Raw genomic sequence first — 19,467 nt, 5'->3', positions numbered from 1 at the left:
TTTAGAATGTTAAATTAAGTGTGAAACCATAAGTTCTTGTTGCCGGATACTGTGATGTACTTGCATATCCAGCAGCCTGATAAGCCGCACCTGTATCATTATAATTTGTCTCAGGATCAGAATAATATTTATTCTCTTTCGGCAACCACATAAACACGTTTTTAGCATTTACTCCAAAAGTAGCAGAAGCCAATCCAGTTCCTTTTAACAACTTCTCTGGAAGAGTATACGATAAAGCAACCTCTCTCAATTTAACAGCTGTACCATCTAACACAAAATTCTCTGCTACGCCGCTATATCCTGACGAAGTCCCCCAATAGTTGATATAAGAAGAATAGCTTGTACCACCTGTTATTACTGAAGTATTAGACTCATAAACACCATCTCCGTTTGTATCTACAACTGAATTAGGGAAAATAAATCCTCCTGAACGACCATTTTCAGCTGACTCTACAAGATTACCTGTCCAAGCTAATTGATATTTAGTTTCAGAGAAGAATTTACCACCATATCTAAAATCTCCTACCGCAGTAAGTTTAACTCCTTTATAAGAGAAAGAGTTAGACAAACCAATGATAAAATCAGGAGTAGCAACACCTAAATTAACGAAATCTGATGTTTTTAACGGATTACCTGAAACAGGATCAACAATCACACGACCTTGATCATCTCTTTGATATGCTGTACCTTTAATCAAAGGATACTCTTCACCTTTAGTAGCATAAATATTAACTAAAGTAGCACTTGCAAAAAGTATACCTACTTCATCTGAATCGTCAGTAACTTTATCAACTATTGTTTTATAAGTCATAAAGTTTGCTTTACCAGTCCACTCAAATGACCCATCCTTACCTTTAATTGGCGTGTACCCTAAATCAATATTTATACCTGAATTATGCAATTCACCAATATTCATAAACGCAGTTTGAATACCAGAAGTACGAGACGCAGTAGCACGAGTAATCAAATCTTTTGTAGTTGTATAGTAATACTGACCATCAAGCGTTAAACGATTATTAAAGAACCCTAAACTAACCCCGAAATCTTTCGTATAGTTACGCTCTGGTTTAATATTTGGAGTAGTAGGATTCTGTTGAGTTGCATATGAAGAAATTGCCCCAAAAGGAAATCCAGCAGGAATTGACGTTATTGGATCTATCGCATAAGTACCTACTGCAGAAGAGTTACCAGTACCTGTATAAGAACCATACACTTTAGCATAATTTAACACTCCCCCACTTAAATCAAATGCTTTAGTAGGAATGAAAGACAGACCAGCACCTGGATAAAAATAGCTATTATTATCTTTTGACAACTTAGAAGACCAGTCATTTCTTCCTGCAATATTCAAGAATAAATAATCATTAAATCCTAAATCAACGTTAGCAAATAATGAAAACGTACGCCATCTTGTATAATCATTTGTAAGCGCTGATGCAAGAGCAGGAGAAAGAATATTATCATAGTTATAGAACGACCCAACAACATCCAAATCTTGACCTCCTACTTGATTCATTTTAAAATAAACGTCTCTAATATTATTACCTAAATTCGCTTTCAATGTGAATTTTTCAGATAATTTATAGTCAAAATTCAATAAAATATCAGAATAGATACTTCTATCTAATCTTGTCCAGTCAAAAAACTCTGAACGAATTTGAAGACCACCAGATGCACCAAGATCTGCAGGATCATTATAAGCATTTGTCCAAGATTGCTTTCCTCTAGTTGTCACCTGAACGTTAGGATTCCAAACAAGATTAATATTCTCATTAAAGTCATATTTTAATGACAACCCAGCATTAAAGAAATCTGTACTTTGTTTCTCTCTTTGATTATCTCTCATCCAATAAGGACTCGAAAAGAAACTATTCCAACGACCTTCATTTCCAGAATTAGCAAATGCATCAACAGGAACTGTACTAGCTGCCATCAACAAGTTCTCATAAAGACTATTACCTCCAGCTGTCCCGTATGTATTCTCTTGCGAAGCATTATAATAAGAAGCATTACCTTGAACAGTAAGCTTACCTACTTGTTTACCTGCACTAAATGAAAAGTTTGTTCTTTTATAATTATCTCCATCAACTACAAACCCTCTATCTTGTCTATTGATTGAAGCAGTAGCATATCCTTTTTCTAAACTTCCTGCAGACAACGAAACTCCATTTTGATACCAAGTCCCTGTACGGAAAAACTTTTTAATATTATCTGAATCTCCTGTATAAGGAGCCATAATCACAGAACCATCTGCTTGCGGAAGACCAACAGGCACCATTTGACCATTAGCCTCAGGACCCCAAGCTCCATTTTCGATAGCCACTTGATAACCATCCCAACCTTGTCCGTAACGTGTCTGACGTACTGGCAAATAAGAAACTTGTTGGAAATCAACAGCTGAATTAATAGTAATTGTCATTTTATCTTCTCCACCACCATTTCCTTTTTTAGTAGTAACAACAATTACACCATTAGATCCACTCTCTCCATAAAGAACAGCTCCTTGAGCCCCTTTAATCACGTTAACAGATTCAATAATCTCAGGAGGCAAACTCTGAAATACTGTAGCTGTCGAAATTGCATTATCAATTACAATCAATGCCTCATTATTACCTGTAAGCGAACGGTTACCATTGATAACAATACGCATTTGAGAATTCACACTATTTGAAGTAGTGTTAATTTGCAAACCTGATACTTTACCTATTAAAGCTTGAACTGCATTAGGATTAGCCGCTTGTGTAATTTCAGTGTTTTTAACCACTGTATAAGAAGACGTAACCTCATCTGCTTTATGCTTAATACCTAAAGCACCTACTACCTCAACAGCATCAAGCTGCATAGCTTTTAAAGTAATATTAACAACATTACTATCTCCAACAGCAACCTCTTCTTTCATTCCAACATAGGAAACTTCTATAATATCTCCTTTTTTGGCTTTGATAGAATAATTACCATCAAAATCAGTGGTTGTACCATTTGATGTGCCTTTAACCACAACACTAGCACCGGCAACAGGACCTAGATCATCTGATACTACTCCCGTAACAGTTTTCTCTTGAGCAAATGAAAACTGCATTGTTAACGCCACTAAAAGCGTAAAAATCCATTTAAACTTTGATCTCATATTAAATTTATTTGAGTTAGTTATTCCGCAAACTTCTTAATTATTTCTTAATTTACCAAATATTTATCTGGAATATTAGTATTTAATAATGTTAAAACTTTTAGCGCTAAAAATATTTTTTTGGGAATACTATCACTTGAAAGATGCAGAAAACTCTAAAAGGTTGCGTTAAAAATTATATTTTTGTCAAAAAAATGCAATGTTAAGCAAATGTTATAAGAACAACTTATTAGAATGCGGCACAGACGAAGCCGGAAGAGGATGTTTAGCGGGTCCTGTAACAGCCGCAGCTATCATTTTAAACACCTCGTTTGAAAATAATGTTCTTAACGATTCTAAACAACTATCTGAAAACAAGCGCTTTCAACTTCGCCCAGAAATAGAATCGCAAGCGATAACTTTTGCAGTCACTCATATATATAATGAAGAAATAGACGAAATCAACATTCTCAACGCTTCCATGAAAGCTATGCAAGAATGTATTTTAAAACTATCTCAAAAACCCGAACATATTATTGTGGATGGCAACAGAGGTATTTTTAGAAAACTTGGCATTCAAAACACGGTTGGTAAAATTTTTACCCAAGAAGAAATTGAATATTTAAAAGATATTCCCAACCAAAGTATTATAAAAGGCGATGCTAAATTTTTAAGTATTGCCGCCGCGTCGGTTTTAGCCAAAACGTATCGCGACGAATTTATGGATAAAATCCATGAAGAATACCCTATGTACAATTGGAAGAAAAACAAAGGCTACCCCACTAAAGAACATCGCGAGGCAATTGCTAAATATGGACCAAGCCCATATCACCGAAAAAGTTTCAAATTACTACCCGACCAACTGGAACTGAATTTCGATTTGTAGCACAAATCTATTTATAAAAAAAACTAGTCGTGCTGTTCGCAGTACATGGTACTTTGCTTCCATCACGGCTATACTTCCCTTTTACTATTTCAAAAGAAACAAGCTAGCAAACTTCCTTTTAACTTTTTACTTTTTAGAGACAAACTCCGCACTAAAAAGTTCAGTAAAGTGTTTTAAGATTTTTTCACGTACTTCATCTTCGTCTATTTCCCTACCCAACTCTACATGCAAAGACGTCACTCCTTTTCCACGAATTCCACACGGAATAATATTATCAAAATAACCTAAGTCGGCATTTACGTTTAATGCAAAACCATGCATCGTTACCCAGCGACTCGCACGCACGCCCATAGCACATATTTTTCGGGCAAATGGTGTTCCTACATCTAACCATACTCCGGTTTCCCCTTCACTGCGCACGCCTTTTAAACCATAATCCGCTAAAACCAAAATAATAGTTTCTTCGAGCAAACGTAAATATTTATGTATATCGGTAAAAAAATTTTCTAAATCTAAGATCGGATAGCCTACAATTTGTCCGGGACCGTGATAGGTAATATCGCCACCTCTATTAATTTTATAAAAAGTAGCTCCTTTGTCTACCAATTGTTTTTCGGAAAGTAGCAAATTCGAAATGTCGCCGCTTTTCCCTAAAGTATATACGTGCGGATGTTCTACAAACAAAAAATAATTATCGGTTTCAACATCGGGGTTTTCTCTTTTTTGCTTCTTTTGTTCCACAACTTTAGCAAATATTTCTTCTTGGTAATCCCAAGTATCTTTATAGTCTTTAGTTCCTAAATCTTGAAGGAACACTTTTTTATTTTGAACGCTTACCATAGCATCATTAATTAGACTACAAATATACAAATAGTTTACCGTTTAGCCCTGATGGAAGTGATATCCTTTTTTGTTCTCAATTCTACTAGAACTAACAAAAAAGATAAAACGAACAGCAGGAACACCGCAAGCAAAAAAACGCTAGCCATTCGCTTCAAATGGCACTAAAAATTTCAAAACTGTAAATTGACTCATTATCAAATTATAACTATCTTTGCCGGCTTAAAATAAAAATGTATGCAACTTTCAGAACAAGAAATCATTAGAAGAGAGAAATTGACCAAGTTAAGAGAGCTTGGCATTAATCCGTATCCTGCCAATTTGTATCCTGTTAATCACACTTCGAAACAGATAAAGGACGATTTCTCTGAAGGCAAGCAAGTTACTATTGCCGGACGTTTAATGAGTGTTCGTGATCAAGGAAAAGCTTCGTTTGCTGAGTTACAAGACAGCGAAGGTAGAATTCAGTTGTATTTTAACCGCGATGTAATTTGCGAAGGTGAAGACAAAACATTATACAATACCGTTTTCAAAAAATTAATTGATTTAGGTGATTTTATAGGTATTGAAGGCGAATTGTTCACGACTAAAGTAGGTGCAAAAGCCGTTCGTGTTACCAATTTTACTTTTTTAAGCAAAACCCTTCGTCCGTTACCGTTACCAAAAACTGACGATCAGGGTCATGTTTTTGATGCTTTTACCGATGCTGAATTGCGTTACCGTATGCGTTATGTAGATTTAGTTGTAAATCCGCAAGTAAAAGACGTTTTTGTAAAAAGAACTAAATTATTCAACGCTATGCGTTCTTTCTTTAACGATAAAGGATACATGGAAGTTGAAACCCCGATATTACAATCGATTCCCGGTGGAGCTGCTGCTCGTCCGTTTATTACGCACCACAATTCATTAAACATTCCGTTGTACATGCGTATTGCTAACGAATTGTACTTAAAACGTTTAATCGTGGGTGGTTTTGAAGGCGTTTACGAATTTTCTAAAAACTTCCGTAACGAAGGAATGGACAGAACACACAATCCGGAATTTACCGCTATGGAAATTTATGTAGCTTACAAAGACTATAACTGGATGATGGAGTTCACTGAGAATTTATTAGAACATTGTGCCTTAGCCGTTAACGGAACCACAGAAGCTACTTTTGGCGAACATAACGTAAACTTTAAAGCGCCTTATGCTCGTGTCACTATGACCGATGCTATTAAGCAATTCACAGGTTTTGATATTACCGGCAAAAGCGAAGACGAAATTCGTGCTGCTGCAAAATCAATGGGAATTGAAGTAGACGACACTATGGGTAAAGGAAAATTGATTGATGAAATTTTTGGCGAAAAATGCGAAGGAAACTTTATTCAGCCAACATTCATTACTGATTATCCAAAAGAAATGTCGCCTTTATGTAAAGAACACAGAGATAATCCGGAATTAACAGAGCGTTTTGAATTGATGGTTTGTGGTAAAGAAATTGCGAATGCGTATTCGGAATTGAATGATCCTATTGACCAAAGAGAGCGTTTTGAAGCGCAATTAGCCCTTTCGGAAAGAGGTGATGACGAAGCAGGACAATTTATTGATGAAGATTTCTTAAGAGCTTTAGAATATGGAATGCCACCAACATCAGGTTTAGGAATTGGAATGGATCGTTTAATTATGTTCTTAACAAACAATCCGTCTATCCAAGAAGTATTGTTTTTCCCGCAAATGAAACCAGAAGCGAAACCATTAGCCATTAGCGATGAAGCAAAAGCTATTGTGGAACTTTTAAAATCAGAAAACAATCAAGCTTTAGCACAATTAAAAGAAAAAGCAGGATTGAGCGGTAAAAAATGGGACGCCGCTATGAAAGAATTGGCAAAACACAATTTAACTAAAGTAGTTGTGGAAGGCGAAGCTAAAACAGTAGTTTTAAACTAAAATTCTTTTAGAAAAATATTAAAATTAAAAACCGAAACGTGACTGTTTCGGTTTTTTTATTCAAACAAAGGGCTATTAAAATAATTTCTTGTTTTTCTTACTGTCCTACAAATTCAGTATCACTTAATGTTCTCATAAATGCAATGAGGGCATTTTTTTCTTCTTCTGTAAGCGGAATTTTATTGTTGTTATCCTTAAAAACAGGATCAAGATTATCTGCATACAAAACTCCGCTATCAAAATAATCCAGCACTTCTCTTAATGTTGCAAATTGTCCAAAGCTTCCATAAGGAGCTGTATATTCTACATTTCGTAGCGAAGGAACACGAAAACTCATATAATCTTCCGGCAACCCGGTAACTCTTCCTCTTCCCGCTTCATTAGAATCAGGATTTAAAGGAAACCCAATATTTCTAAAAGTCTGGTCTGTAAATAATTCTGTACTATGACAACTGGTACAATTTTGTCGAAAAACCTGATATCCTTGAGCTTCTGATGGTGTAAATGTTTCTGCTCCGCTTTTCACTCTATCATATTTACTATTGGCAGAAATTAAAGTATACTCGTATTGCGCAATACTCTTATAAATTCTATCCGCCGTGATTCCCTCGTCTCCAAAAGCTTTTTGAAATAAAATCGGATATTCGGAATCCGTTTGAAGCTTTTCGATAACTTCCAAAATTGAAGAATTCATTTCTTCATGAGTAATAATAGGAACTAATACTTGGTTTTCTAACTGTAGTTTACTTCCATCCCAATTATAAAAATTCATGAAAGCTAAATTTTGCAATGGCGGCACATTCCTAAGTCCGACTCTACCTTCAACTCCTATAGCTTGTACATTATTATCCGTAAAAGAAGAGGATTGAATATGGCAACTTGAACAAGAAATAGTATTATCAATACTAAATTTTTTGTCATTAAAAAGTTTTCTTCCTAATTCAATTCCATACTGCGTAGGTTTATTCAGATTTACCGCATTATTCAACTCAGGAAAGTCCTCCGGAATATGTAATGCAATTTCCGGATTGTTATAAACAGTTTCATAATTATCATCATTACTACAAGCAACTAATAGTAATACTAGTGGCAAAACTTTGACTATTTTTTTCATTTAGATGATATTTGAGTGCATTTTAAAAAGAGCCTTCTTTCATCTTGAAGGCTCTTTGTTTTTTCTAATTTTCTACACTAAAAATGGAAAACATCCCATTAAGATCATTTGTTCCGTCACCGCCTAAATTGTCAACAAATTGAACCATTTGATCAGCAGTATGAACATTTGGCGTAGCATTATCATTCATTCCGGTACCTGTTGTTAAGGTAATAGTATTTGTGTTTCCGCTTAATAATTTATCAAAATCAGCTTTAATCACAATTTTAGGAGCGCTGCTGCCCACAACAGCATGTGTAGGAAGATTTAAAACAATATCTCTATACGCATCAACTCCTTGAGTATATGTTGACTCATCTCCATTAGTTCCTTCAACTGTGCTTCCTGTATGAATGGACATTTCTTTATTGTCTGTATCATAAAAACCTTCAATCTTAGTAAAACGATATCCTGTTCCCCATTCCCACATCATTGCTGTATCGTTTGCTCCTGCAGCATTATAAAAATTAGGGAAGCTTACTTGATCTAAAGTATTTAAATCACTTCTTACTCCTAATCCAAATTTAATTTGGCTATACTCACCTGATGGTATATTTGACAAGACATAATTTAATGTTGTCGGGTTTGATTGATTAACAATAGTTGCCCCGTTATCCAAGTCATTAATATTATAAGGAATTTCGGTTCCGTCGGCCTTTACCAAACGGATATTGCTTATTACATATTTTAATTCCGAAAAACGATGCACCTGACCTGCTTCTGAAGTATTTATGGTCGCCGATGAAGAAGTCGCGTCACCTAAAACGATCTCAGTATCTTGAAATGTATTTTTAAACAACAAAGTTACATTATTAGCTGCCGGGTTATCATCATTACTACAAGATGTAAAAGCTAAAGAAAGAATTGATATTACTAAATATTTTTTTAAATTTTTCATTTTTTGTTATTTTAAAGATTAATTTTTAATGACGTAAAGACATTACGCCCCATTCGTGGGATATTTCCCCAATCTGCATACGTACTATAATATTCGTTAAGTATGTTTTCAGCACCAACCTGAAAAACGGTTTTGTAATTTTTAATATAAAAAGTATAATCAACAGATGCATTTAACACTGTGTAAGAAGGCGTTTTATCTTCACCATACTCCGGGCTAAAATTGATCTGTTCAAAATCACCATTTAAAGAAGTTTGGAATCCTAATTTCTTATATGCTAAATGAACGGAAGTTTGATAAGACAACGGACGGATAAAAGGCAAATTTCCTTTATCATTATCTAGTCCTCTGGCATAAGTAAGAACTCCTTTCCAATGCAAGTTTTCTAAGATCGAATAATCTGCATTCAGCGAAAAATTGAATAATGTAGCATAATCTAAAGATGTATATCCTTTAACTCCTACTGATTGATAATTCATAGGACTTCCCATACTTAAAATTCTACCGATTATATAATTTTTGATGTAAAAATAATTCGCTTTAGCCTGAATACTTATTGTTTTATTTTTAAAACCTGTACTTGCATTAGCTTCATAGGAAATTTCATTTTTTAAATCCGGATTCCCTATATAATCATAACGGTCAAAACTGTTATAAATATAATAACCATAACCTTCTGAAACGGATGGAGCTCTATGTCCGTAACCACCCCCTACAGAAAAATCAAAATGCTTTATATTCAACTGATATCCTGCATGTAAACTTGGAAGAAATCTCGTTTTTTCCTGCGATGCTCCCGGATGAAAAATCCAGTTGAATTCTGCATATTTTGAATCATTGTAGTTTACACCTAAAGAACCTCCGAAGTTAAGCTGGCTTCGTTCTGAAATATCCCAAAAATTCTTCATGGAAATGCCCGTATAAACTGTTGTTACCCAAGGCCAGCTATAAGCAAACATGGTTCTTTCGCTTCTATCTTGCGGATACATTCTCATTTCTGCAATTGATAAATTATCATAAGCATTTAACTGTATTTCAGAAGAATATTTATCCCTTTTTAGATTTATCTTTGAAATCAATCCATAAGTGGTACTCCATCCCGGCATATCCATGTGTACTAAATTTTCAGGACGTGTTGTATCATCCATGTAGTGCTCAATAGCATTGAAGTAAACTTTGGTATCCCAGACTCTTGCTAGTCCGCCCTCAAATAATTGTTTGTAAGACAATGATGTAATAACAGCACGAGAAAGCCATAAATCCATAGGTAAAGCAGGATAGCCTACATCTTTTGCGACATCAAATATAGCGTTCACTTTTATTGATGATAACGGACTGGTTTTATAAGCTAAACCTAGCGAAGCATTGGTTTTTTGATACTGAGAATGCTTTACTTCAATATTATTCCCGTCAGAATAGTTTTCTGCTTTTCTATGAGAAATACTTCCATCTACAACTAATTTATCGCTTGAATATGCAATATTTCCAAGATTAAAAAATTGCTTATTATTGAACTCAAAACCAGATTGATATGTTCCTTTCCATTCTTTTTCAGGACTAAAAGGCGTACTTTTTCTTTTCAGATCAATACTACCGGCAACTGTTGCTCCGTGCAAACCACCACCTTGCCCTGATTTTATATCAACAGACTCAAGATTATTGCTATCAACATACGAAGTAATCGGATCCATTTTATCTGTACAAGCTCCGAAAATGTGCATTCCATCAATAGTAACGGTCGAGCGCTCTGTTCCCATATTATTCAATAATGGCTCCCAAGCATAAGCACCACGTTTAATGAAACTGATATTATCGGAAGAGGCTAAAAATTCATCAACAGACACAGCCATTTTCATCTCTGTTTCTATCTTTTTTTTAGCAACAGTAATTACTTCTACTTCATTCAAAGCAGTTATACTATCCTTTTCTTGCTTATTTTGAGCATTCACAACTATTCCTAAAAAAAGTGTAATTAATATAGCTAACTTCCTCATGTTAAAATAAAATATCAATATAAAGTTCGCTTTTCACTCCTTCAATTCCCGGTGTAAAGTCGGTAGGCACTTCGGTTCCTTTTACAACTTGGTCATTTTGATCCAACATAATGAAATTTAATGTCCAATTCCCAGTCATTGTATAATTGACCACGCCATAATACAAACCATTGCTTTGCTGCGTTAAATCTTGATTATTAGGAGAGGAATGGTTTCCCATTGAAGGTTCAGGCATTCTGGGATCTAACAATAAAGTATAGCCATCAACAGTAGAATATGAAAACTGCGCCGGATCCGGAAAATTCCCTGAAGGATTAACAGGTTGATTATATTTGTATATTCCGGCAATTAATTCATTTTCTGCAACATTTGGCTTTTGAGGAGAAATTAAAGCGATATAATATTCCTCACCGTCATTTCCGGTAAACGAAGTCATATTCAAGTTTTTATTCGTTTGTTCTTGTACTGAAATCTCTCCATGTACCGAATAATTCTGATTATTTACCGTAAAACTGATATACAATTCATGGTTTTCTACAGAACTACCTGTATGAGTAAATACAGAATATCCTGAATAACAACCATTTACTGCATCGTAAATCATAGTATAAAGATGCGGACAAGATGTTACATTATGGTCTGAATCTACCATTATAGGCAAAAAAGTAACCTCCGAATCATTTACATTCTGATTAGTTTGCGTGTCTATGACCTTTAAATGCAACTCATTATATCCTTTATAAAAAGTCCCGTTTAAAGCTTCTATACTGATTTTATAATTGCCGCTAGTTAATGAAGCAGCTTCTTCGAATTCGTAATATTCTGTAACTACTGTGCTGATCTCAGCCTCATAATCTGTTTTATCAAGGGTACAAGACATGGTTACAATTGATATTACAATTGCAATAACATTAAAAAATTTCATTATTAATGGTCTAAATAAAAGCTATTAATAAAAATTAACAATAAACTGATTGGTATGACATGGTATTTTTACATCACATGAACACACTCAAAAGTAAATTGATAATGATTTTGAAAAGACATAGTGTTTATTAGTATCAAAAAGACAAATAACATAGAATTATAGCTGAAGAAAACACCTGCTACTCTAAAAAAACACTATTTTAATTTAGACTATTGGAGGACGAAATACAGAATCTATATTTAAGTACGAATAAAATAGGTTATACCCTGAATGTATTTTTATTTTTTGAATGTTATAAAATAATGTTCTGGGAGCGAAAACTCCATCTATTTCTTGAAAAAAAACAACGACACTTTCTGTAACAATATTTTTTTTGTCTTTATTGTTTTCAGAAGACTCCGAAGCTTTTGCTAACTCTTTTGCCAAATGACATTTACCATTACAATGCAACTGAGGTTTTTCTTTGTTAACACAAAGTTCATTTTTAATATAATCGTAATTAACCATATAATCCACTACCGGAATTACAGGTCTAATCAACATAAAAAGTGAAATAATTACAATTACGATTCTTAACATGATACAAAAGTATTACTTTTTTTATCTAAAATGCAACAATTTTAATTTGTAATTAAACCTTTTTACACAAATTTCATCTAATCTTATAAAAAGTAAAAATTATGAAAAAAGTAGTATTAATGGCAATTTTAGCAATTGGTATGGTTGCTTTTGCTCAGGAAGAGAAAAGAGATTTTAAAAGAGAAAGATTCACTCCGGAACAACGAACAGAGTTAAGAGTAAAACAAATGACTTTAGATTTAGACTTATCAGACAAACAACAAGTCGAAATAAAAAAGCTCTTAACAGAGCATGAGACTACTAGAAAAAACAAAATGGAAGAGATGAAAAAAATGAAAAAAGAAGGCGCGAGACCAACTGCTGATGAAAGGTTTGAAATGCAAAAGAATCGCCTTGACGAACAAATTGATTTCAAAAATAAAATGAAAAAGATTTTAAATAAAGAACAAATGAACAAATGGGAAACCATCCAAAAAGACAGAAAGGAGAAAATGGAACCCAGACACAAAAGAAATGAAGGATTTCATAAAAAATAATAGTTTTTATCAAACTTTTTTGTAAAACTGTTTTTTTTAATTTAGATTTGTACTTATCTGATTCAGAATTCATCACTTATGAAAAAAATATTTTTAATGGCAATTTTAGCAACTGGAATGGTTGCTTTTGCTCAAGAAGCCAAAGGTCATTCCGACGATGCTGAAAGAATAGAAAGAAGAATGACTAAGCTTACTACCGAACTTGACTTAAATGAAAAACAACAAGTTGAGCTTAAAAATCTTCTTGAAGAGCAATTAGCCAAAAGAGACGCAAAAATGGCTGAGATAAAGAAAAGAAAAGATAATACTCCTCCTACTGATGCAGAGCGTGCAGCTATGAAAAAAGAGAGAGAAGTTGCTCAAAAAGATTTTCAAGTTAAATTGGAGAAAATATTAACTAAAGAGCAATTAAAAAAATGGGAAGCTTCTACTAAGAAAAGAGAAGATGCGCTTAAGACAAGAAGAGCTAGAAGACAATAATACAAAAAAGCCTGAAAAATCAGGCTTTTTTTATGTTTTTTAAAACTCTACATTAGCTATAGCTTCAATTGTTTTATCTAAATCCTCATACGTCAATGCGTCTGTTAAGAACCACGTTTCATAAGACGATGGCGCTATATAAATCCCTTGGTTTAACAAACTATGGAAAAATGTTCTGAAATTAGGATTATCAGCTGCTTTTGCCGTTTCAAAATCATACACTTCATTTTCAGCAAAGAAAACCGAAATCATAGAACCCAATCGGTTGATGGTAAAAGAAACTTTTCCTTCTAATGCTTCTCTGATTCCTTTTTCCAAATAAGCTGTTTTTTCCTCCAATCTAGTATAGATTTCAACATCATTATTTAATGCTTTTAACATTTCATAACCCGCAGCCATAGCTAAAGGATTTCCAGAAAGCGTCCCTGCTTGATACACTGGTCCAAGTGGCGCTAGGTGCGACATAATTTCTTCTTTAGCAGCAAACGCACCAACGGGTAATCCGCCACCAATTACTTTTCCAAAACACACAATATCCGCTTGAATACCGAAAACTTCTTGTGCTCCGCCTTTTGCCAAACGGAAACCTGTCATTACTTCGTCAAAAATCAACAAAGCTTTATTCTCGGTACAAATCTCTCTTAAAGCTTCTAAAAAACCTTCTTTTGGTGGCACGCAGCCCATATTTCCGGCTACAGGTTCAATGATAATTGCTGCGATTTCGTCCTTATTTGCTTCAAAAAGTTCTCTAATATTAACTATATCATTATATTTTGCTAAAAGTGTATCTTTTGCAGTTCCTTGTGTTACTCCCGGGCTATTTGGCACCCCGAAAGTACTCAAACCACTACCTGCAGCAATCAAAAACGAATCGGAATGTCCGTGGTAACATCCCGAAAATTTAATTATTTTATCGCGTTTTGTATATCCTCTTGCTAAACGAATAGCACTCATACAAGCTTCCGTTCCTGAATTCACAAAACGAATCATATCAATATTAGGTACCATACTCACTGCTAAAGCTGCAATATCCGTTTCAAGAGCTGTTGGCGTTCCAAATGAAGTTCCTTTTTTGGCTTTTTCAACCACAGCATTCACTACCGGTTTATAAGCATGACCTAAAATCATCGGCCCCCATGAATTAATATAGTCGATGAATTGATTATCGTCTTCATCTGTCAAATAAGCTCCTTTTGCCTCTTTAATAAAAATTGGAGTACCTCCTACTCCTTTAAAAGCTCTCACAGGAGAATTTACTCCGCCCGGAATTACTTTTTGAGCCTCTGCGAAAAGCGCACTGCTTCTTTTATATTCCATTACTTATTTCTTATTTTACTTTTAAAATTTGTCCGATTTTAATTGCACTATCTCCAAGATTATTTTTTGCTTGTAACGCTTCAACTGTTGTATTGAATTTTTTAGAAAGTGAATACAACGTATCTCCTTTTTGGACCATATATTCATTAGCTGCTAAGGTAGCCGTAACAGATGTTTCTGTTGTTTGCGTTTCTACAACCTTGGCTTCAGTAACTTCTACTTTATTGGACATTCCAAATTCATCCACTTGTTGTTTTATTGGTTCAACCGTTTCTACTATTTCTTCCACAGTTTCTACCGCTTGCTCCACTATTTCTTCCGTTGAATCTTTTGCAATAACCGTTTTCACATTTGAAGATGGCATTGTCTCAACAATTTGAATAGACGATCCGCTACTTGTTGTTTTTGAAGGTATTGTTTCAACCACTTGAATGGAAGATGATTCCTCAATATCTTTTGACACAACCGTTTTCACATTTGAAGATGGCATTGTCTCAACAATTTGAATAGAAGAGCTACTTCCTACCGTTTTTGAAGGAGTTGTTTCTACTACTTGAATAGAAGAAGTGCTTTGAACTTCTTTTTCTGTTTTCATTTCTTCTTTAGTATTTGATGCAAAAACTTCTCCTGAAGGCGACATCACTTCCTGATCGTACAAATACAATTGGTAACGCTCAATCAAACTAATCAATTTAGATGGATATTTAGGATCTGTTGCATAACCCGCTGTTTTTAACCCATTAGCCCAACTTTGGTAATCCAATTTGTCTAAAGTAAATAAACTCGCATAACGGCTTCTTGACGTTAAGAACAAAGAGTGATCCTTATAGGATTCAGCAGGATCATTGTATTTCCTGAAACATTCTTGAGCTGCATCATCATCGTGAGTTATGCTTGGCCCTGTCCAGCCTGTATGACATTTAATTCCGAAGTGATTGTTAGCTTCCAAACACAAACGTCCTTTACCGGCACCTGATTCTAAAATTCCTTGTGCCAAAGTAATACTCGCAGGAATTCCATACGTTTTCATATTTCCTTTTGCAACATCTTTAAACTGCAAAATATAATCGTTTACTGTAGTCGACGTTGTATTCACTTTTGAAGTCGCTTCTAAACTTTCGCCTGAAGCAGTTTTCGTTTCTGCCGTTGTATTTGATTTGGTTTGACTAGCTGCCAATGCTTTATCTTTTGCTTCTTGCTCTGCCTTTGTCGTTGTTACCCTTACTTTGTTTGTACTTCCGCATGCAAAAAGCAATAATAGCAGGGAAAACATTCCGATTCTTTTAAAAACCATACGTTATTATTTGTCTATTTTTTTTCTGTTGTACTAAATTTATACCTCTAACTCCTTGTAAACCTCCGGTATGAATGGCTAAAATTTTAGTGTTTTCTTCAAAATATCCTCTTTCAATTAAATCAAAGATTCCAAACATCATTTTTCCGGTATAAATAGGATCTAAAGGTATGGCTGTTTCAGCATAAAACCTATTTAAAAAAGAGATCAATTCATCCGTTACCTTTCCATAACCGCCAAAAACATAATCAGAAATCAACTTCCAATTGTCTCTTTGGGCAAATTTACGAATATCATTAGACAAAAAATCTCCTTTCAAAGCAGAAAATCCTAATATTTTTTGATTTCCTAACGAACTATTGCTAATTCCTGAAATAGTTCCTCCGGTTCCTACTGCAACACATACATAATCAAATCCGGCATCTTCGGGAGTTAAAATCTCTTCACAACCTTGAATCGCAAAGCGATTAGTCCCCCCTTCTGGAACTAAATAAAAATCTTTATATTTCTCTTTTAAACGTCGTAAAAAATCTTCATTCATTTTATCTCGATATTGTTCACGAGAAACAAATTCAAAACACATTCCCAATTCTTTGGCTTGTAAAAGCGTTGGATTATTTTTGACTTCATCTTCTAATTCATTTCCTCTGATAACACCAACAGTATCAAATCCATATTCTTTCCCTGCAGCCGCCAGAGCTAGAATATGATTAGAATAGGCTCCTCCAAAACTTACTAAGGCTTTATGATTCCTTTTTTTAGCTTCTTCCAAATTGTATTTCAGCTTTCGGAATTTATTCCCTGAAATTAATGGATGTAAAAGATCTTCCCTTTTGACATATAAGGAGATATTATAAGGGAATATAATCTCTATTTTCTGATTTAGCATAAACCTCGTATTAAATTTAAACACACAAAAATCGTAAATATTTTAATTTCAAGTACATAAAAAAGTAAACATGGGACTTTTCGTCGATTAAATTATATCCTTTATCGATTAAATACCACAAATATATACTGCAAAAAAACAATATATATATTTTTAGCCAAAATATGTAAATATGAACATAAATTACTATTCTAAAAATTATTCTTTTAGCCTCTTATTATTGCTATTTTTACCTGTCATTGTTTTTTCACAAAGTTATCAAGTTCCCAGAACAGGAAGCACTTCTATCACAACTTGCTCCGGAACGATCATGGATAGTGGCGGCACAGGAAATTATCAAAACAATTCTAATGGTTATACTGTAATTAACCCTTCTGTAGCAGGAAATTACACGCAAATTTCAGGAACAATCACAACTGAAGGCGGATATGATTATTTAACCATCTATGATGGTACGGGTACCGGAGGTAGTATTCTATGGGGGGGGACTCCTCATGGAACAGGAACTTCATGTAGTACATTTACAGTCCCATTGATCACTTCAACCACTGGTCCTTTAACCGTCCATTTTTATGCAGACGGTTCAAATCGTTGCGCTGGTTTCTCATTAAATATCGATTGTACAACAACAACAGGAGGAGGAGCATCATATTGCACTCCAACCAGTGCTGATTCTGATGGTTTGTATATTAATAATTTGGCTTTTATAGGAACATTATCTGACCCTCCTGCCAATACATCTACTTTCGCTTCTAATGGCTATCAAGATTTCACGACGTTACCTACTTTAGCCATACAAGCTCAGGGAGAAGGTATAAACATAACAGCTAATTCAACAGGTAATGTTCTCTTAAGAGGTACTTGGAAAGCATGGGTAGATTGGAACGGCGACGGAGACTTTAATGACTCCGGAGAATTAATATACAATATTCAGGGATTTGCAGGTTCAAGCGTTACTTTTGGTTTTGTTATTCCCGCAGGGCAAACTCCTGGAGATTACAGGATGAGAATACGAGTAAACAACGGAAGCTCTTGGTTAGGAGGAGAAACTTTCGGCTTTGATTTTTCCCCTTGTGATGATTTTAATATGGGATCAGGTATGTTCTCTGATGATAACTATGGTGAAACTGAAGACTATTTGTTTACTGTGATTGAAAATTGCGCTACAAGAATCACCAGTGTTACTAATGGGAGCACCTGTGGATCAGGAGCTGTGACCCTTAACACTACGGGAAGTTCAGGAACTACACAGTACAAATGGTACACTAATGAAACCGGAGGTACTCCCATTGCCACAACTACAACCGGCACATGGACAACCCCTGTTTTATCATCAACTACATCTTATTGGATTACAGCCTCTAACGGAAGTTGTGAATCTGTAGTTAGAACAGAAATAATCGCTTATGTAAACCCTACCCCAACCTTAACTTTCACTCCGTCAAATCCTACTGTTTGTGGAGAGAATGAAATTTTGGAATTAACTACAAGTGGAGATACTGAGATTACTCATCTTATTAATGAAACTTTTGAAGACGGAACCTTAGGTGCTTTTACCAATATCAATAATGACACAAACAATACCACAACTGATAACAAAACCAGATTTCAAAACAGAGCAAGTGTATATGTACCTGCTACGAATGTATGGTTTCCAGCAATATCTTCTGGATTTGGTTCTAACCGATTTGCAGTAGCATTGTCTGATGCATCATCTCCTAATTACCCTTCTGCCCCTGTACAAAATGCTTTAACATTGACAAATTCTGTTAATACTACAGACTTTTTGGATCTTACTTTAAAATTAAAATTTTATTATTCTAGATATTATTCAGGAAACTCTAACCCAAATGATGAATATGTTGCCATTGAACTATCAACAAATGGAGGAGCCACATATCCAACCGAAATTGCCCGATTTACTTCTAACACCGGAATCGGAACAAGATTTGTCACTCTTAATTACGACTTGTCTGCCTTCATCAATCAAACTAATTTAAAAATAAGAGTAAGACATTATTCTTATGCAGGATCTGGTTGGTTACCCGATGGAGTAGCTATTGACAACATTGAACTCTTCGGTACAAAACCTTTAAACACGGCCTTTGACTGGGTTAGTTCATTACCTGTAGATGCTTTTCAAGATGCTGCTTGTACAATTCCTTATACAAGTGGAACTCCTGCTGTTACAGTATACATAAAACCCACATTAGCTCAATTAGAACAAGGGATTTACACTTTTACTACTAGTGCAATATTATCCAACGGCTGTTCTGCTAGTGATGATATTACAATCACTAACAATTCCAGAGTTTGGAAAGGCTCTAATAGTACTGACTGGAATGACCCAAATAATTGGTCTCCTATTGGTGTTCCTACTATAGATAATTGCGTCATTATACCTGACAATGTGATCATTAATGGTAGCAACTATGATGCATTTGCTAAAAATCTTAATATTAAAAATACTGGTAACCTAAATAATCTTAGCAACAATACACTAACTGTAAAAGAATGGGTAAGTGTTGATTCCGGAGGTTCTTTTATTTTAGAAAATACATCTAGTCTAATTCAAATTGATAACGTAGCAAACACCGGAAACATTTCCATGAAAAGAGACATAAACATCAGAAAACCT

General features: G+C 34.6%; 15 protein-coding genes. 5 read left to right on the top strand and 10 right to left on the bottom strand.

Annotation, left to right across the window (positions count from 1 at the left end):
- Position 1: 1 nt before the first annotated feature.
- The gene (locus tag ACUSJC_RS14110; protein ID WP_449270206.1) at positions 2-3,127 is read right to left on the bottom strand and encodes a SusC/RagA family TonB-linked outer membrane protein; all 3,126 of its coding nucleotides are present in this window, start codon (positions 3,125-3,127) and stop codon (positions 2-4) included.
- Positions 3,128-3,326: 199 nt separating this feature from the next.
- Here ACUSJC_RS14110 and ACUSJC_RS14105 point away from each other — a divergent pair, with 199 nt between their 5' ends.
- Positions 3,327-3,992, top strand: coding sequence for a ribonuclease HII (locus tag ACUSJC_RS14105; protein ID WP_449270205.1), 666 nt, complete (start codon positions 3,327-3,329; stop codon positions 3,990-3,992).
- A 126-nt stretch (positions 3,993-4,118) separates the two neighbouring features.
- Here ACUSJC_RS14105 and lipB read toward each other — a convergent pair whose 3' ends face one another.
- Positions 4,119-4,832 (bottom strand): lipoyl(octanoyl) transferase LipB, encoded by a 714-nt coding sequence (lipB, locus tag ACUSJC_RS14100; protein WP_449270204.1) that lies wholly within the window; start codon positions 4,830-4,832, stop codon positions 4,119-4,121.
- A gap of 237 nt (positions 4,833-5,069) precedes the next feature.
- Between lipB and lysS the strand changes: the two genes are divergently transcribed.
- Entirely contained in the window at positions 5,070-6,761 is a 1,692-nt protein-coding gene (lysS, locus tag ACUSJC_RS14095; protein WP_449270203.1) for a lysine--tRNA ligase, read from the top strand.
- 97 nt (positions 6,762-6,858) lie between these two features.
- Here the strand turns inward: lysS and ACUSJC_RS14090 are convergent, their stop codons facing one another.
- From ACUSJC_RS14090 to ACUSJC_RS14070, 5 genes are all read right to left on the bottom strand, one after another.
- Complete coding sequence (locus ACUSJC_RS14090) at positions 6,859-7,875, bottom strand: cytochrome-c peroxidase (protein WP_449270202.1); 1,017 nt, start codon at positions 7,873-7,875, stop codon at positions 6,859-6,861.
- A gap of 64 nt (positions 7,876-7,939) precedes the next feature.
- Positions 7,940-8,812, bottom strand: a complete 873-nt coding sequence (locus ACUSJC_RS14085) for an MbnP family protein (RefSeq protein ID WP_449270201.1) — start codon at positions 8,810-8,812, stop codon at positions 7,940-7,942.
- Positions 8,813-8,823: 11 nt separating this feature from the next.
- Positions 8,824-10,806, bottom strand: coding sequence for a TonB-dependent receptor (locus ACUSJC_RS14080; protein ID WP_449270200.1), 1,983 nt, complete (start codon positions 10,804-10,806; stop codon positions 8,824-8,826).
- A 1-nt stretch (position 10,807) separates the two neighbouring features.
- Positions 10,808-11,731: a hypothetical protein gene (locus ACUSJC_RS14075; protein ID WP_449270199.1), complete on the bottom strand. Its 924-nt coding sequence runs from the start codon at positions 11,729-11,731 to the stop codon at positions 10,808-10,810.
- A 207-nt stretch (positions 11,732-11,938) separates the two neighbouring features.
- The gene (locus ACUSJC_RS14070) at positions 11,939-12,313 is read right to left on the bottom strand and encodes a hypothetical protein (RefSeq protein WP_449270198.1); all 375 of its coding nucleotides are present in this window, start codon (positions 12,311-12,313) and stop codon (positions 11,939-11,941) included.
- A 101-nt stretch (positions 12,314-12,414) separates the two neighbouring features.
- On the opposite strand from ACUSJC_RS14070, the gene ACUSJC_RS14065 reads away from it, so the two are divergent.
- Positions 12,415-12,849, top strand: a complete 435-nt coding sequence (locus ACUSJC_RS14065; RefSeq protein WP_449270197.1) for a hypothetical protein — start codon at positions 12,415-12,417, stop codon at positions 12,847-12,849.
- 78 nt (positions 12,850-12,927) lie between these two features.
- A complete protein-coding gene (locus ACUSJC_RS14060; RefSeq protein WP_449270196.1) occupies positions 12,928-13,329 on the top strand; it encodes a hypothetical protein in 402 nt (133 codons plus the stop codon).
- A 39-nt stretch (positions 13,330-13,368) separates the two neighbouring features.
- On the opposite strand, the gene hemL is transcribed toward ACUSJC_RS14060, so the two are convergent.
- Genes hemL through ACUSJC_RS14045 form a run of 3 tightly spaced genes read right to left on the bottom strand, consistent with a single transcriptional unit; the run spans position 13,369 to position 16,829 of the window.
- The gene (gene hemL, locus ACUSJC_RS14055; RefSeq protein ID WP_449270195.1) at positions 13,369-14,646 is read right to left on the bottom strand and encodes a glutamate-1-semialdehyde 2,1-aminomutase; all 1,278 of its coding nucleotides are present in this window, start codon (positions 14,644-14,646) and stop codon (positions 13,369-13,371) included.
- A 10-nt stretch (positions 14,647-14,656) separates the two neighbouring features.
- A complete protein-coding gene (locus ACUSJC_RS14050; protein WP_449270194.1) occupies positions 14,657-15,940 on the bottom strand; it encodes a glucosaminidase domain-containing protein in 1,284 nt (427 codons plus the stop codon).
- Positions 15,930-16,829 carry a 1-aminocyclopropane-1-carboxylate deaminase/D-cysteine desulfhydrase gene (locus tag ACUSJC_RS14045; protein WP_449270193.1) on the bottom strand — a complete coding sequence of 300 codons (900 nt, stop codon included), beginning with the start codon at positions 16,827-16,829 and terminating at the stop codon, positions 15,930-15,932. The genes ACUSJC_RS14050 and ACUSJC_RS14045 overlap by 11 nt, the downstream gene beginning before the upstream one ends.
- 172 nt (positions 16,830-17,001) lie before the next feature.
- On the opposite strand from ACUSJC_RS14045, the gene ACUSJC_RS14040 reads away from it, so the two are divergent.
- On the top strand, positions 17,002-19,467 hold a 2,466-nt coding region (locus tag ACUSJC_RS14040; protein ID WP_449270192.1), incomplete at its 3' end, for a GEVED domain-containing protein.

This window comes from Flavobacterium sp. U410 (genome assembly GCF_053570605.1).
This window is presented reverse-complemented; position numbering and strand designations above follow the sequence as displayed.

Excerpts from the sequence above, each read along its gene's own strand:
- lipB (WP_449270204.1), bottom strand. The coding sequence starts at position 4,832 with ATGGTAAGCGTTCAAAATAAAAAAGTGTTCCTTCAAGATTTAGGAACT.
- ACUSJC_RS14110 (WP_449270206.1), bottom strand. The coding sequence starts at position 3,127 with ATGAGATCAAAGTTTAAATGGATTTTTACGCTTTTAGTGGCGTTAACA.
- ACUSJC_RS14105 (WP_449270205.1), top strand. The coding sequence starts at position 3,327 with ATGTTAAGCAAATGTTATAAGAACAACTTATTAGAATGCGGCACAGAC.
- ACUSJC_RS14080 (WP_449270200.1), bottom strand. The coding sequence starts at position 10,806 with ATGAGGAAGTTAGCTATATTAATTACACTTTTTTTAGGAATAGTTGTG.
- ACUSJC_RS14045 (WP_449270193.1), bottom strand. The coding sequence starts at position 16,829 with ATGCTAAATCAGAAAATAGAGATTATATTCCCTTATAATATCTCCTTA.
- lysS (WP_449270203.1), top strand. The coding sequence starts at position 5,070 with ATGCAACTTTCAGAACAAGAAATCATTAGAAGAGAGAAATTGACCAAG.
- ACUSJC_RS14050 (WP_449270194.1), bottom strand. The coding sequence starts at position 15,940 with ATGGTTTTTAAAAGAATCGGAATGTTTTCCCTGCTATTATTGCTTTTT.
- ACUSJC_RS14065 (WP_449270197.1), top strand. The coding sequence starts at position 12,415 with ATGAAAAAAGTAGTATTAATGGCAATTTTAGCAATTGGTATGGTTGCT.
- ACUSJC_RS14090 (WP_449270202.1), bottom strand. The coding sequence starts at position 7,875 with ATGAAAAAAATAGTCAAAGTTTTGCCACTAGTATTACTATTAGTTGCT.
- ACUSJC_RS14085 (WP_449270201.1), bottom strand. The coding sequence starts at position 8,812 with ATGAAAAATTTAAAAAAATATTTAGTAATATCAATTCTTTCTTTAGCT.
- ACUSJC_RS14075 (WP_449270199.1), bottom strand. The coding sequence starts at position 11,731 with ATGAAATTTTTTAATGTTATTGCAATTGTAATATCAATTGTAACCATG.
- ACUSJC_RS14060 (WP_449270196.1), top strand. The coding sequence starts at position 12,928 with ATGAAAAAAATATTTTTAATGGCAATTTTAGCAACTGGAATGGTTGCT.
- ACUSJC_RS14070 (WP_449270198.1), bottom strand. The coding sequence starts at position 12,313 with ATGTTAAGAATCGTAATTGTAATTATTTCACTTTTTATGTTGATTAGA.
- hemL (WP_449270195.1), bottom strand. The coding sequence starts at position 14,646 with ATGGAATATAAAAGAAGCAGTGCGCTTTTCGCAGAGGCTCAAAAAGTA.